Genomic DNA, 14,079 nt, shown 5'->3' on the forward strand with positions numbered 1-14,079 from the left:
GCAAACCGGACCCGAACCCGATCCAGCCCGCTTTTTTCCCCCACCTCGTAACTGCGGGAAATCATTTTCCCTGTCGCGGGATCTTCTTCTAAACACTGACCGTTTTCCCTTCTGTATCCGTTCGCCCTTCAAATATCTGACCTTTTTGGACGCTTAACTGCTCCAGTCCCTCAAAACGCAACACATCCAGAGCATGCGGGCATGAAGGGATCGTTAAGCTGTAGCGGTTAAGCGTAGGCCCTGATGTTGTTAGTTCCATATTCATAGCGTTAACTCCGTTTAATAAATAGAATCCCATCTAACATGCTTAAATTCATTAACGACTGGGGTTAATAAAAACACCTCAGCACTCACACTCATTATCCACCCAGCCGTTTTTTCTCTAACGCGGCTTGTATTTCTTTGACTCGCTCAATTGAGTAGAATGTGACTTTTTGTACAAAAAAATCTTTGTCATAGGTAAATGCAGCAACGATATATTGATGAGGGGCCGGCAAAGTATAAAATTCCTTCACACCAACATAAATAGTCATGATTATCTGCGCATCAGTGTAAATCATTGGATGACCAAGTTTGTCCCTTACCCATTTCTGGGACATTACAGGTTCAAGACCAAATGGCAGCGGATTAGGAAATAACCAATCCGTTTTATTTTCATCTTCTAACCGCAAAGTCACTTCTTCAAGATTTTTTTCCTGGTTATTGATAAAAGATAAAAATATTCCTTCTCGCCTCATATTCAACCTGGCAATATCATCACTAACAGTACCCGTTGGTTTTGTTTTGTAGGGAATTAAACCTTGATCATAAATATCCTGATATGATTCCCCAATATTTTCTATCAATTTTTCAACATTCAAGCTCATTTAATATAACCCCGCGTCCTGATTTAATTCATGTAGCCTGGCTCTAATTTGCTCAAGTTTTTCATTGCTAACATTATAATAATCTTTAAGACACTCAGCATTAACATCCCAGTTAAAATCAACTGCGGCTCTCAGATTACTAGCATCCAGAACCTTTTGAGGAATCAATTCCCCGTCTTCTGTTTTAAATTTACTATTGTTTCTTCCACCATAGGTTTCACTACATTGCCGGTGTACTTCCGCCGGAATAGCGACAGCAGCCACCCTGTCAGTCATTTGCTCTATAGTATCATTATCCAAGTGCGGATATCTTCCTTTCAAATATATCCTAACTGCTTCCTTTGAAGGAATATGATCTACTTCTAAACCCTGCCTTGAACGGCCTTCAAAATTTCCGTAATAGTCAACCTCTAAATCTCCAACTGAAGCTTTCTGAAAATAGACATAGATTGCAGGGACAACCCCCTTCGGGTCAACAATGATAAAGTCATTGAAATCCCGGTCTTCGATAGGAAATGTTTCAATATTTGGCTTCTGCTCCTCCGGGATCGGCGTGCCCGGTACGGGGGGTAACGGTTCAGGGGCCGGGTTAGGCAATCCCCAAATACCCCGAGAGTCCGGAACTGGTGTAGGTGGCGTGGAATAACCGCCTGTTTTACCATCATGGACAGTGGTCGGGCTGGCTCCCCACTCAAATCGCCCCTGTCCGGCAGACCTCGACCAGAGCAGCGTCACACCAGATAAGGCATCTTCAAATTGCCACAAATCGTCATTGATTTGTTCTGCAAACCGGACCCGAACCCGATCCAGCCCGCTTTTTTCCCCCACCTCGTAACTGCGGGAAATCATTTTCCCTGTCGCGGGGTCTTCTTCAATACGAAAAAGTACACGTGTACGGGCTTTCCCGTTTTGTTCAGCAATACTCCTCAGAGTATATTCAGAAAGATACTCTTCCCGAGTGACGGTTAAGTTCTCACGGGTGTATGCGCCAATCAGTATTTGTCCATGGATCAGGTTATGGTAGAGCTGGTCGCCACGTATGCTCTGTAGCATTTCCGTCTCACCTGCATTTAACCCTTTCGAATAGAAGAGTGCCCCCAGCGCAAAACGCCGACCAACCGTAGCAACTGTTTCTACACCAACTCTGGTGACTGCTTGACCAACAGCCCTGCCCAGAGTGCCTGAGACTTCCCCCATTGTTCCTGTTGCTGGTGCTGCTTGCGAAAGCTCAATGTATGTGCCAGCCGCAGAGTTAGCTAACGCCATTGATTCAAAAAACACCTGTGCGGGCATGCGCTCAACAACCGGCTCTTTTGCCGCTGATGATGTTTTCCCTTCTCCGGTCCCCAGTATCTGTGCCATCACGGCTTTCTCCCTTCCATGGTTTACAGTAGTTCTACTTTCAGTGATTCAGGCAATGCGGTATAAACACTGGCCGTTTTCCCTTCTGTATCCGTTCGCCCTTCAAATATCTGACCTTTTTCAGTGGTTATCCGGTAACGGGCAAACGGAACAATCTCACCACTCTTTTTATCTCTCACCGTAAAACGCTCTTCGAACCCTTTAGGCAACTCGATCGGTGGTATACGAAAATCCGTCATACTCATTTTCTGCACGCTGATAGATTTGAGCAGAATATTTTTCGGACAGCCTATCTCCACATTTCCGCCGCTGAGTTTGATATAGGCTCCGCCACAGTTCAGCACCAGCTCGTCGGCTGCCGTCACAACCACTTTGCCCTCCACGCTGGTGACGGTAATGTCCTTTTTCGCCACGGTATCTATCCCGTCATCCTGGGCCTGGATTTCAACCTTCCCCTTTGCAGCAAATAAACGTATACCCAGCTTCAGGGCCAGCAGACTGATGGCTTCCCCGGCCACGGCAGTAAATTTCTTCATCACGCTGATATCAGTATTACCACCCGCGACCAGCCCCACGCTTTCACTCCCGGACGACAGACGCACCGACTTCGGACTACTGATGCTGATGTGCTCCGGTGCATTGAGCACAATCCCTGGCTGAGTAAGATTATTTAACGCTGTATTCAGTGCCTTTGCTGTTTCTGAATCTGCCGGCCAGGCCTGTGCGATATCGGCAGCATTCGCCAGGGCATCACTCACAGACAGCGCCTGAACCATTTGCGCGGCAGCATTTTTCATCTCCAGCATCCTGTCCGAAGCTTCACTCTGCCTGTCCGAAGTGATAAAAACCCCTTTACCGCCGCGTACCGCCACCCAGTCGTCTGTGCGCAGCTCGGCCCCCTCTCCCCGCAGCGCACGCCCCGCATCCACGTTATGCCCCAGATTAAGCTGCGTCTTCCCGCCATACTCGGTACTGAGCTTGACGTGTTCCTCACCCCGTTTGTCTTCCATGCGCAGCTTGTTGTTCGCGGGCGTGCGGATGACGTTACGGGTATGGTTTGCCTGTGTCACGTGGTCAGGATGCCGGGAGTCATGCAGCGCATGCGCGATATAGGGTCGGTCCGGGTCACCTTCATGGAACGCCACCGCCACTTCTGTGCCCTGTATCAGCGGGAAGTGAATACCGTAAGTGTCGCCGCCGTAGGGTTTGGCAAGGCGTACTGGCATACTTTCGTAGCCCTGTTGTTTAGCATCGCGGTCCGCATCAAACTTAACCCAATAAAGCCCGCTCTGATTTAAATGAGCATATTCATCATTCTTTTTCGGGCTTGAAACACGTGCCATTAGCGTACCGCTAATTACTGGTCGCGGTTTGAGTGGAGGTCTCCAACAGCGCGTTTCACTGTAAATGGTCGCCATCAACACCACTTGTAGCGCTTCCTTGCGGCTTGCGCTGAATGAAACCGCCGTAACCAGCAAGCTGTTACGCACACTGACAGGAAGCGTTGGGACAGGTGTGGATTCCGTAATATTCAGGACCTGAGCCGGGCTGAGGCTTACATCGGTTGATAATCCAGAGATTGTCGCTTGTGAGGAGAGATAACGCTCATGTTCCAGACGCGCCCAAAAATTCCCTGTCTCAGGCGCCGGCGAAACCTTATCACCCGTTTCAAGATGGCGTGGGCGATAGTGGTAAACATCCCCGTAAGTCACCTCGTCACCTTCACCGTAAGTCATATCGGCTTGTGCAGAAAATAATATTTTCTGAGCCTGGCGATGGTTATAATCCCCGGCAGTAACCGATGCCTGCACCGCAGACTGTTGGAACTGAATATCCCAGACTGAGTCGATGCCATTGTCATTCATTCCGGAGGGACTATTCAGCGGTAATGTTTTGCCAAACTCCCATGCGCTTTGTTTGTCAGCAAAATAGATCACCTCAGTGCCAGCATCAGGCTGAAGCCTAAAGAAGAAGAAAATCCCAACTTCAGAGAGCAGGCGTTCAATAAAAACCAGATCACTCTCCTGATACTGATTAATTTGCTCTCTTTTGGGATATTCCATTACTAAATCAAAATTATATTCCCAGTCTTTTAAACCATGCTCCTGTAAAATTTTAGTAACAACTTCCGGAACTGACATATTAATAAAGAAACGGTGTGTACGAAATTGGTTTTTCAGCAACGCGACAAAGGGTTCAATGATTATCTGATAAATTGTCTGGTCTTTTGAACCACTGATACGATGGAAAGATGTCACAATACCATGTACCATTTTACGGGCAGTTAACTCACTTAACTTCCCCATTCCCATAGTCAATGTCGTTGATTTTCTAAGTATCGATTCGGCCGCAATATCTTTATCCTGGCTGGAAAAGTGTACTACGTATCGATACAGCGAACTCATTTCCTCTGTACCATTAAAGCTAATAACATCCAGTACAGACTTGCATGAAGGGATATACAATTGATAACGATTCAGCGTATTTTCAGATATAAATGATATCCCGCCGCCAAGTGATTCACCCATCCCCATATATTCACCCCCTGTAATTTTATAAAGAGCTATTTCCAGAGCAAAAACTTACCCTCAACGCATTGTTTTTATTAAACTGACCAAATCTTTTTTCTTGTTAGTGACAATAGAAAAAGTAAATCGACGATTATCATTTGATATCCAAAGTTCTTCTCTTCCATTATCACTATAATCATAAAGATGAAAACCAAGACCTGTTAGATAATCACGAATAATTCCCACATCACCACCGTAAAAAACAACAAGGCTTGTTTCCCGTGTACTTCCATCAGGAGAAATATATTCAAAGCGATAATTATTTGATATCCTTGGAGTCTGTTTGATATCAACATCAGTATAGAAATAGTAGTCAAAAAGATCGCTTTCCCGATATTCTAATTTATCTGGCCAGGGTATTAACAGCGGTGACAAGAAAATCAAAATAATCATCACCAGTATTATTTTATAGTAACTCATTACCATTCACCTCGACAAAAATGAATAATAACCGCCATCCCCGGTGATAATTTCTACCCGACCAGAAGTGAAATCACTCCACGGTTGCACCCATGTCATAAACGAAGGTAAGCCCCCCTTATAGGGTTGATGCACAGCACAGTTATCCTTGGGGGCTGGAAACAGTAATGGTAAAAATCCTTTATTCTTATAATTGCCTATCGGCCCATAAAAATCCCATCTACTCAGGGCCTGCTCTTTACTGACAAGTCTCAGTCTTGACTGGTAGTCTGAAGGAAGGATTGCCCGGTAGAAGCCTAAAAGGTCGGAGGTAAGATCCTCACCGCTAAATCCACTGTCGGTATACCAACTAAAACACCAATTAGATTGCAAACTTTCAAACAAGCGTGCCGTCGTCATCATCATGGCTAACGCAACGCTATTTTTCTCACATGCAGATAAACCTTGTTTGATACGCCACTTAACAAACTTTCCTGTACCAAACTGGCGATGATATACAAACATCTTTTGGCTATAGGTGACGTCATAATAACCATCACGACTTGATTCACCTCGTTTTATATCTGACAGTAGGTTTTTAATATCACTTCCCTGTGCATGGCCTATATCTATCCATCCCAATATTTCGCTATAAACAAGCCCTGTTTTACGATCCGATGTCCACTCGGAAGGTTCAATAATATCGTTACGTTTACTCATCATTAAACTCCAGAGTCATTCGTTCTTCATAACTCAAACTCAATACTACTGATGAAACGTACTGAATAATGGTAACGTACGCTTAACTGCTCCAGTCCCTCAAAACGCTCCACATCCAGTTTATGCGGGCATGAAGGGATCGTTAAGCTGTAGCGGTTAAGCGTAGGCCCTGATGTTGTTAGTTCCATATTCATAGAGTTAACTCCATTTAATAAACTATATTTACACGCTTATGAAATAATAATAAAAACTGATCGGCATAGTTTTCCATTAAATAAAAAATTACAGATAATCATCCCAATTACTACGCACATGAGGCCAGCCAAATTTCATCACAAAATACCCTAAAACGATCAATAAAAAATTCCCCATGCCCCATAAATATCTAAACCCATCGTCAGAAATGAAGAAAAACCAAATAGAAAAGGCAATACCAAACATGCATAAGATATTACCTAGCAGATATGAAAAATAATACATTAAATATATAGCTACTTCTCTAAACTTCCCAAACCGTCCAGAAAACATTGGCAAACCTCATTAAAAAACACTTCATTTGCATTGTGAAGTTCAATTGCTTTTTCAAAAGGTGAAACAAGATCTTCTATCAGAAAATAAAGCAAATCCAGATCCCCCATATCTTTCAATTTCTGATAATTACCCGGACTCCTTGCAGCCAGATAGCGAGATGTATAGATTGCTCTGGATACTTCCGCTCCCAACGTAAGAAGCGAGCCTATAAGAACACCTGAAAAAAATGCTGTGGCTAACCGATTAGAAATAACAGCTCCAATTTTAACGCCAGTTAGTTCTGAGAAAATTATCCTTCCAGCACTACTCCCAACAATTTTCTCCGTCATTAAAGCAACGTCCAGTCGCGAAGAAAAATCACTAATAAAGATATCAATAACCTGACCTATCAACTCCTTATTTAGCTTTGCTTTATTAAGAAGTCTGGCAAACCTGTATTTATCATCTTCATTCGTTCTGCGATGTTCTGTATCCATAAAATCGTAGGCCAGATATCCCATACTCACAGGAAATGATATAAGCCCTTTAGCCAAAGCAGCTATAAACCCAGAATCATCAACGTTAATAGCTTCGAGCATATCTTTTGCAAGATCTTTAGCACCATCCATATTTAGTCCTTTAGCGCAAAGCATATCCCGATACAAAGTAAAACCCAGCGCTAGTATTATCACTGGGTTTTATTTTTCACTCGCTATCAATTATCAGTTCAATTCCCTCTTCATCATTCCAACTTAAAGTGAGTTGCTGAGGTTTTTGCTGCTGGGAAAGATACGTTAACAACTGCTGGCTAAGCACAGGTAAAATTTGTTGGTTGAGTAGACTATCAATATTCCTTGCCCCCGTATCCGGTAGCAGGCAAGCGGCGGTCAGGGCATCAAAAAGGTTCTCGGATATCGTTGTGGTGATGCCGTAATGACGCAGTAATCGCTGGCTAACCTGATCCAGTTTCATTTGTACAATCGTACGTAACGCCGGTTCACTGAGCGGATGGTAGATAATCGTCTGGAAGCGGGCCAGTAGCGCCGGCTGAAAATGGTCGCGCAAAAGTGGGCGCAGCAGTTCGTGCAGCTCAGACTCGGTGGCTTCCGGCTGTTCTTCCAGCAGTTGCATCACTGCGTCGCCGCCAAGATTGGAGGTCATCAAAATAACAGTGTTGCGAAAATCAATTTCACGACCTTCACCGTCACGCATGAAACCACGGTCAAATACCTGGTAAAACAGGTTCATGACGTCGCGATGCGCTTTTTCTACTTCATCCAACAGTACCACGCTATAGGGGCGTTTTCGCACCGCTTCGGTCAGGATCCCTCCCTGACCATAACCCACGTATCCCGGAGGTGAGCCCTTTAACTGGCTCACGGTGTGCGGCTCCTGATATTCAGACAAATTAATTGTGATCAGCGATTTTTCACCGCCAAACAGAATGTCAGCCAGGGCCAGCGCCGTCTCCGTTTTACCGGTTCCACTCGGCCCGGTAAGCAGGAACACACCCTGTGGGCCGTTTTCCGGCGTCAGTCCTGTTTTTGATGCCCGCAACCGCTGTGCGATCGCATTCAGCGCGTAATCCTGGCCGACAACCCGGTTTCCCATCTGGGTTTCAAGCGTCAGTAAGTCTGCCTGGGAGTCCTTCATTAATGAAGACAATGGTATACCGGTCCAGTCGGCGATCACCGTAGCCACGGTGCGCGCGTCTACATCCGGAAACAGTAACGGATGGTCCTGCTGAAGCACACTAAGCTGCTGCTGCAATTCAACCGTTTCCGCCTGACGAGAAATATCACGGCGGCTGGCAAGCAGTTGCTCTGTGAGCGCTAATTCCTGACCATACTGAGTTTCTCGTTCATCCAGCTCGACAAGCAGAAGATTTTCACGCTGTTCAATGCTGGACAGCCTTTCACCATGCTGACCATTTCCTACGGAGATATCTTCAAGTAGTGCCTGTTTTTCCATTTCAAGCGCGGTGATCTCTGACTTCAAACTCGTCAGTGGTTCCGGAACGGTATCAAGGCTCATCCGCACTCTTGCACCTGCGGTGTCCAGCAGATCGACGGCTTTGTCGGGTAATTGTCGCCCGGTAAGATAGCGGCGAGAGAGCGTAACAGCAGTTTTAACCGCTTCGTCGGTGATGTGAACGCCATGGTGTTCTGCATAGCGTGATTTCAGACCACGCAGCATTAAGCAGGCAGTGTCATCATCCGGCTCATCCACTTTAACCATCTGAAAACGCCGCTCCAGCGCAGCATCACGCTCAAAATACTGTTTATATTCACTCCATGTGGTCGCCGCGATAGTTCGTAATTCACCTCTGGCCAGAGCGGGTTTTAGCAGATTGGCTGCATCAGCGCCTCCCGCCTGATTACCGGCCCCAATGATGGTGTGTGCTTCATCGATAAAGAGCAGAACAGGCGTTGGCGATTGTTGAACGGCATCAATGATATTTTTTAACCGCTGCTCAAACTCACCTTTCACCCCGGCACCTGCTTGTAACAGCCCAAGATCCAGCGTGCGTAATGTTACTGATTTCAGGCTATCCGGCACATTACCTTCAGCAATACGCAGCGCCAGACCTTCCACCAGAGCGGTTTTGCCGACGCCGGGCTCCCCAACTAGAATAGGATTGTTTTTTCGCCGACGGGACAACACATCCACCATTTGCCGGATTTCATTATCGCGACCAAATACCGGGTCGATATCGCCGACACGCGCTTTCGCGGTTACATCCAGCGTAAATTTATCGAGCACGCCTTGTAATGCTGGCGATAACGTCGACTCAGCCGGACGCGGTTCATCATCAGGGGAAACCTGCACCAGAGCGGCTTCCTGCTGCCTTTCCGGACGTTCATCCGACTGGGAATTTAATAGCGGCAGGAGTCGTTCCAGTTGAGTATGTCCGGTACTCAGAAGCGGCCACAGGCCATCACACTTCAGTAGCGAAGGCTTTCCCACCAGCGCCATCAGTAGATGCACACCACGTATCTGCGAATTTTCATCCGTTGCAGCGCACAACCACGCTTGTTGGATTAAAGAGAGGAGCGCATCAGACAACTGCGGACGGCTTTTCACGGAACGAGGCTGAACATCCAGATGTGCCAGCAGCGACTGCCAAAGATTATCGATATCCCATTCATAACGACGAGCAATGACAGTAATATCGCCTTCACCCTGCTCCAACAACTTCAGTAACCAGTGTTCGGGAGTAATTTCTGCATGCGCGCGCGTCTGACATAACGATGCCGCTGCTTCAAGCGCCTGAGCACAATAGGGGTTTAGACGTCGTAATAGCACTGCTGACTGGTGTTCCATTTGCTTCCTGGCTCCCTGTATTCAGGCACGCTACCGCCCGTAGCCGTAATCCAATGCCCATAAGGTAATAGTGATGTTGATACTCTCTGCTAAACCCCCGCCCCGGACGCTCAGCAGAAGGCATAAAAAAACGGATGAGGAAACCCTCATCCGTTAGCGCATTACGCGGTGGTACGCTCGTTCCAGGCGTCAGAATGGATAATGTTGCCATCCTTATACGTCCAGACGATCTTCTCGTAGCGCAGTTCAATTTGTTCCAGGTGGTTATGCTTCTCTTTAGCGGGATCTTTGATGTCGTACATCACAGGGTTTACTTTCACCACTTTCACGTTGTGCAAAGTGGTGTTGAAGTATTCCACTTCCTGACCCGCGTCATTGATGCGATACCATTTGAACTCTGCCTGGCGCAGGGTCTGACCAGTGGTTACAGCCTTGTACAGATACGGGCTGGAGGCATCGATTTCCTTAGTGAAAAGGAACGGGGTATGGATGCGAGTACCGGTCAACTTACCGGTATTGTTATCGGTAGGGATGTACAGGTTATGTTCCTGAGCCACCACTTCGATACTGCCTACACGGTCTTTTACGTCAACAGAACCTTTAATATCCGCGCCGCCATCATCTTTCAGCCAAAGGTAGACTGGAATTGCCATAACTCTTTCTCCATTTTTACTTCGCTAATGCGTCACCACCTTGTGGTGACGGTTCCTTCATGCCCGGCAGCCGACAGGCATCAGCCTGCGGTACCAGACTGATCTCTACACGGCGGTTGGCTGCCCGCCCCTCCGGCGTATCGTTGTTTTTGTAGGGGCGTAATTCGCCGTAGCCCTGAACGGCAAAACAGCTCTCCGCGACATCACCGGTATCTCGCATCCAGTCACGAACAGATTCCGCGCGTTTGAGAGAGAGCAGCTGATTAGATTTATCGTCACCCACATCATCGGTATGTCCGGCGATGACTATCAGCCACCCGGGTTTGGCTTTGATATTGACCAAAGCCCCAATGAGTACTTTTGTTGAACCCGCTTTTAGCGCCCACTTACCCGTATCAAACAGCGACATACTGTCGAGACGTACAGTTTGCAGGGCAGTCACTTTCGGTTTTTCGGGTGACCCCCAGTCACTTATGGCAACCTGTAAAGGGGGGATCAATCTCATCCCTTGATACAATCCCATTGAAAGAGAAAGTGGTTCGCCACGCTGATACCAGCGATCAAGGAGTTGCGCATCACGACGAAGTTGATCCTGGGCCAGGATCTTTGGCTCGGCGGGATTACCGCTAAGTTGGCGGTATAGCATCAGGTGATCGTTTGTGATCCTGATGAGATGTTGGTTATTGATAAAGCTGCTTGCCATCGCCATTCCGATGAAAATGCCGCATAGCAGACCACTTACGCCCACCGTCCGTTGAAATGCTGTCAACGCCCGACGGCGGGATAAGAATGGCAATGCTAAATCTGGAAAAGGCAGCAGTGCGGGCGCTACTGACGCCGCAGGGGAAAGCGTTGTTTGAGCAATGATATGCCGTTGCCAGAGGTTATTTTCGCAGACCGCTGATGATGTGAAACACACAACCCGTAATGCAAAGAAAACAGGAAGAGCATGGTGTTCAGTATCGCCTTGTACCTTCTTCAGCCAGCCCAGTAAATTATCTAACCACACTGCATGTGTAAGATGAAAATGGCGGGCTGGGCTCTCTTGCGAAGAGAAAGGAGCAAAGTCGTCTAATCCCGTAGCCGACTGCACTTCTGCATCCTGAGGGGTTCGAATAAACCAGCGTACAGCCTCATTGCATTGAGGAGAATTCAGCCAACAGCACAACCAAAACGGCGGTACACCTGATAACCAACGCCGACTCTGGGTCACCACTCGCCGCCAACTGAGCAGTATGTGCTTAAGCGCATCCTCATCAGTATGCCGTTCCGGAGTTAATGCCAGCATTACGGAGACGCGCATAAGAAGCCCTGGACGCTGAGCAGCTATCTGACGAACCAGAGCAATGTAATGCTCCGGGGACTGGACAGATAAATACCAGCCCTGCGAGCTCTCGCAAGAACCGCTGCGTCCGGCAAACAAGGGGGCATTATCGCCACACACCAGCACAACTGGCCCACTGAAATTCTCCGGAGGGAGCTGAACTTCATGCTCGGAATGCGCTGATCTCAACTGGCCATATTGGCGCCAGCCATAAACGATCCCTGGAATGGAAAACAGTAAAATAAAGACGGTCAGGCCGCCCCGAACACCCGCACTTAACGGACTGAATCCCCAAACCAGCAACAAAGCCAGCACAGCTGTCAGCACATAGTTAACGATCCCTCGCAACTGAGCCATGTTTTAGCCCTGCCCAATAAGCTGAGCAACCAGCCCTTGTAAGACATGAGAAAATGTTAACCATAAAACCCCCAACGCCACCGCGCCGACAATCCATGCCTGCCACCAGCGGCGCTTACTGCCAGAGAAACCGGACGCCTGCATGATTACAGGCGCATCGTGCTTTAACTTAAAAGGCCTCGCCTGAGCCGCTAGCGCCTCAAGAACATCTTCACGACGTTCGTCACCTTGCTCACGATAGCGCCCCACAAAACCGAGCGTGATTGCGCGATAAAAGCAGGTTATTACGGCGGTATCAGGAACGGGCTCACGCAGTACAGACCGGATGCGTTCCCAAAGCTCTTCCCCTGCGTTGGTGGTATTGAAATAACGGGCCTGTAAGGGCGTCGCAAGCCAGGTGATATAACCGCTATCCTGCCGGTTGCGGTTCAACACGCTTTCATCCAGTAACGCACATTGCGTGTAGAGCATATGTTCAACGCTGTGTTCGCTGTACCCCATATCACGCAATGCCTCACGTGCAGATTCAACCCATTGGCTGGCCCGACGATAAAGAACAGCTCCGTCGTCGACTTCTGCCCCGTCACGTAGCTGGCTTACAGCAAGCCATGTTGGCCAGAAAACCTGATCAATTTCCTTATTCATTTATTTCAATCCCTTAATACTGCAAACAGCTCAAGTTGAATCTCTCCCAGCGTTCCCGGCACATAGAAAGCACAATTACCAGCGTCCAACATGGCCTGGGCTGCTGGATGATTAATCTCAAGAGCAAAGTATTGATTTTCCAGTCGTAATGGGATGGCTGCGGGTACATGTGTCAGCGGTTTTAATGGAATACCGCTGAGTGCCACATTGACGACATCTGACACATCTGCCCGGCTCCCTGCTTTACAGAGCTGTGGAAATTGCGCCAGGAGGACATGTGCGGGGAGGCCCGAGCGAACGGACAGGTAAAAATCAGCACCTTCACGCAGTCGGGCATCCGACAGAGCCCCATACCAGAACTGTCGCTCCTGCGTCAGTTCAATAGCGACAACACGAGACGGCAGACTGGCTTCCAGCAGTTCCACCAGCAGAGCAAACAGCGGCGGGAATACCTGCTGCGGATTTGCATGCTGATATGGAGGTACAACACTGACATCATTTTCTAACGAGAAGGTCAGCAGGCTGCCCGCTAACCGCGCCAGCTCACGCCACAAAAGTTCGGGATGACGGCCTGGGTTTTGCAGCATTTCTTTCAGAACAGGTTCCGAACTATTAAGCGCATTCAGCAGCCAAAACAACGAAACATCTGCTACTGCAAAATCCGCCATTCGTTCGTTACTTTCTCGGCGCAAGGCCATCAGGCGGCGACAACGAGCCTGGATACGATGCACCAAATCACTGAGCGAATTGATTAATAAGGGGCTGGCTGAGAGTGAAAGCGATGGGGGTAAAAAATCACGTCCCAGCTCCCATTGCCCCTGAGCATTACGAATAAGGCAAGCTACCGGACAAGTCAGGTAAGCGCTGTTATCATCATGGGCATACCGGAGGGTGATAGCATGCCGCAGCACTGCCATATCAGTCCGTTCCTGACCGGAGAGATCCTGAACTGGCAGCCATTCCTGCTGCCAGCGACACGGACGGCTGACACCGTTGCCTGATGAAAGATTGCCGCCATTAGCTGAAAGCAACGGCAATGCCAGCACGATATCAACGCTGCTGTAGCCAGTAAGATGCGATAAATCACACGCTGGAGGCAGGTTATCTGAAATACCTGTATCCACTAAAGTACCGTCAGGAAAGCGCACAACCAGATTAACGGGATTCAAACGGGAAACCGTTAACGCACTTTCATCAAACTCCGCGCTGATGACGCCCCACGGTGATGAAAGTGACATGTGAGCAACAACGTCAGCAACGTAAGCATCCCAACGTGTCTGTTGCTGAAACTGTTGGGGAGCCAGAAAAGCCCCCTCGCTCCATAACGGACGATAGATCTTCATCGCACC

The 14,079-nt window shown here is 48.0% G+C and carries 13 protein-coding genes; all 13 read right to left on the reverse strand.

Annotation, left to right across the window (positions count from 1 at the left end; translation table 11 throughout):
• Window positions 1-88 precede the first annotated feature (88 nt).
• The 13 genes from OGY72_RS14205 to tssK all read right to left on the reverse strand — a co-directional run bounded on the left by OGY72_RS14205 (window position 89) and on the right by tssK (window position 14,073).
• Window positions 89-265: a hypothetical protein gene (locus OGY72_RS14205; protein ID WP_286548020.1), complete on the reverse strand. Its 177-nt coding sequence runs from the start codon at window positions 263-265 to the stop codon at window positions 89-91.
• A 94-nt stretch (window positions 266-359) separates the two neighbouring features.
• Window positions 360-866, reverse strand: a complete 507-nt coding sequence (locus OGY72_RS14210) for a DUF6392 family protein (RefSeq protein WP_286548022.1) — start codon at window positions 864-866, stop codon at window positions 360-362.
• Window positions 867-2,228 carry an S-type pyocin domain-containing protein gene (locus tag OGY72_RS14215; protein WP_286548023.1) on the reverse strand — a complete coding sequence of 454 codons (1,362 nt, stop codon included), beginning with the start codon at window positions 2,226-2,228 and terminating at the stop codon, window positions 867-869.
• 23 nt (window positions 2,229-2,251) lie between these two features.
• Window positions 2,252-4,762, reverse strand: a complete 2,511-nt coding sequence (locus tag OGY72_RS14220) for a type VI secretion system Vgr family protein (protein WP_286548025.1) — start codon at window positions 4,760-4,762, stop codon at window positions 2,252-2,254.
• Window positions 4,763-4,816: 54 nt separating this feature from the next.
• The gene (locus tag OGY72_RS14225; RefSeq protein WP_200921178.1) at window positions 4,817-5,218 is read right to left on the reverse strand and encodes a hypothetical protein; all 402 of its coding nucleotides are present in this window, start codon (window positions 5,216-5,218) and stop codon (window positions 4,817-4,819) included.
• Between the two features lie 6 nt (window positions 5,219-5,224).
• Window positions 5,225-5,917 (reverse strand): hypothetical protein, encoded by a 693-nt coding sequence (locus OGY72_RS14230; protein ID WP_286548223.1) that lies wholly within the window; start codon window positions 5,915-5,917, stop codon window positions 5,225-5,227.
• Between the two features lie 26 nt (window positions 5,918-5,943).
• Window positions 5,944-6,111, reverse strand: a complete 168-nt coding sequence (locus tag OGY72_RS14235; RefSeq protein ID WP_267445192.1) for a hypothetical protein — start codon at window positions 6,109-6,111, stop codon at window positions 5,944-5,946.
• Window positions 6,112-6,408: 297 nt separating this feature from the next.
• Window positions 6,409-7,056 carry an Ssp6 family T6SS pore-forming effector gene (locus OGY72_RS14240; protein WP_286548030.1) on the reverse strand — a complete coding sequence of 216 codons (648 nt, stop codon included), beginning with the start codon at window positions 7,054-7,056 and terminating at the stop codon, window positions 6,409-6,411.
• A 76-nt stretch (window positions 7,057-7,132) separates the two neighbouring features.
• Window positions 7,133-9,751, reverse strand: coding sequence for a type VI secretion system ATPase TssH (gene tssH, locus OGY72_RS14245; RefSeq protein WP_286548032.1), 2,619 nt, complete (start codon window positions 9,749-9,751; stop codon window positions 7,133-7,135).
• Window positions 9,752-9,912: 161 nt separating this feature from the next.
• Window positions 9,913-10,404, reverse strand: coding sequence for a type VI secretion system tube protein TssD (gene tssD / locus OGY72_RS14250; protein ID WP_003024437.1), 492 nt, complete (start codon window positions 10,402-10,404; stop codon window positions 9,913-9,915).
• A gap of 16 nt (window positions 10,405-10,420) precedes the next feature.
• Window positions 10,421-12,085 (reverse strand): OmpA family protein, encoded by a 1,665-nt coding sequence (locus OGY72_RS14255; protein WP_191219683.1) that lies wholly within the window; start codon window positions 12,083-12,085, stop codon window positions 10,421-10,423.
• A gap of 3 nt (window positions 12,086-12,088) precedes the next feature.
• Window positions 12,089-12,730 carry a type VI secretion system protein TssL, short form gene (gene tssL, locus OGY72_RS14260; RefSeq protein ID WP_191219682.1) on the reverse strand — a complete coding sequence of 214 codons (642 nt, stop codon included), beginning with the start codon at window positions 12,728-12,730 and terminating at the stop codon, window positions 12,089-12,091.
• Between the two features lie 5 nt (window positions 12,731-12,735).
• On the reverse strand, window positions 12,736-14,073 hold the full coding sequence (tssK, locus tag OGY72_RS14265) for a type VI secretion system baseplate subunit TssK (RefSeq protein WP_149335707.1): 1,338 nt from the start codon (window positions 14,071-14,073) through the stop codon (window positions 12,736-12,738).
• Between the last annotated feature and the right edge of the window lie 6 nt (window positions 14,074-14,079).

Origin of the sequence: Citrobacter sp. Cpo221, from assembly GCF_030332345.1 — a bacterium.
Classification (GTDB): Bacteria; Pseudomonadota; Gammaproteobacteria; order Enterobacterales; family Enterobacteriaceae; genus Citrobacter; species Citrobacter portucalensis.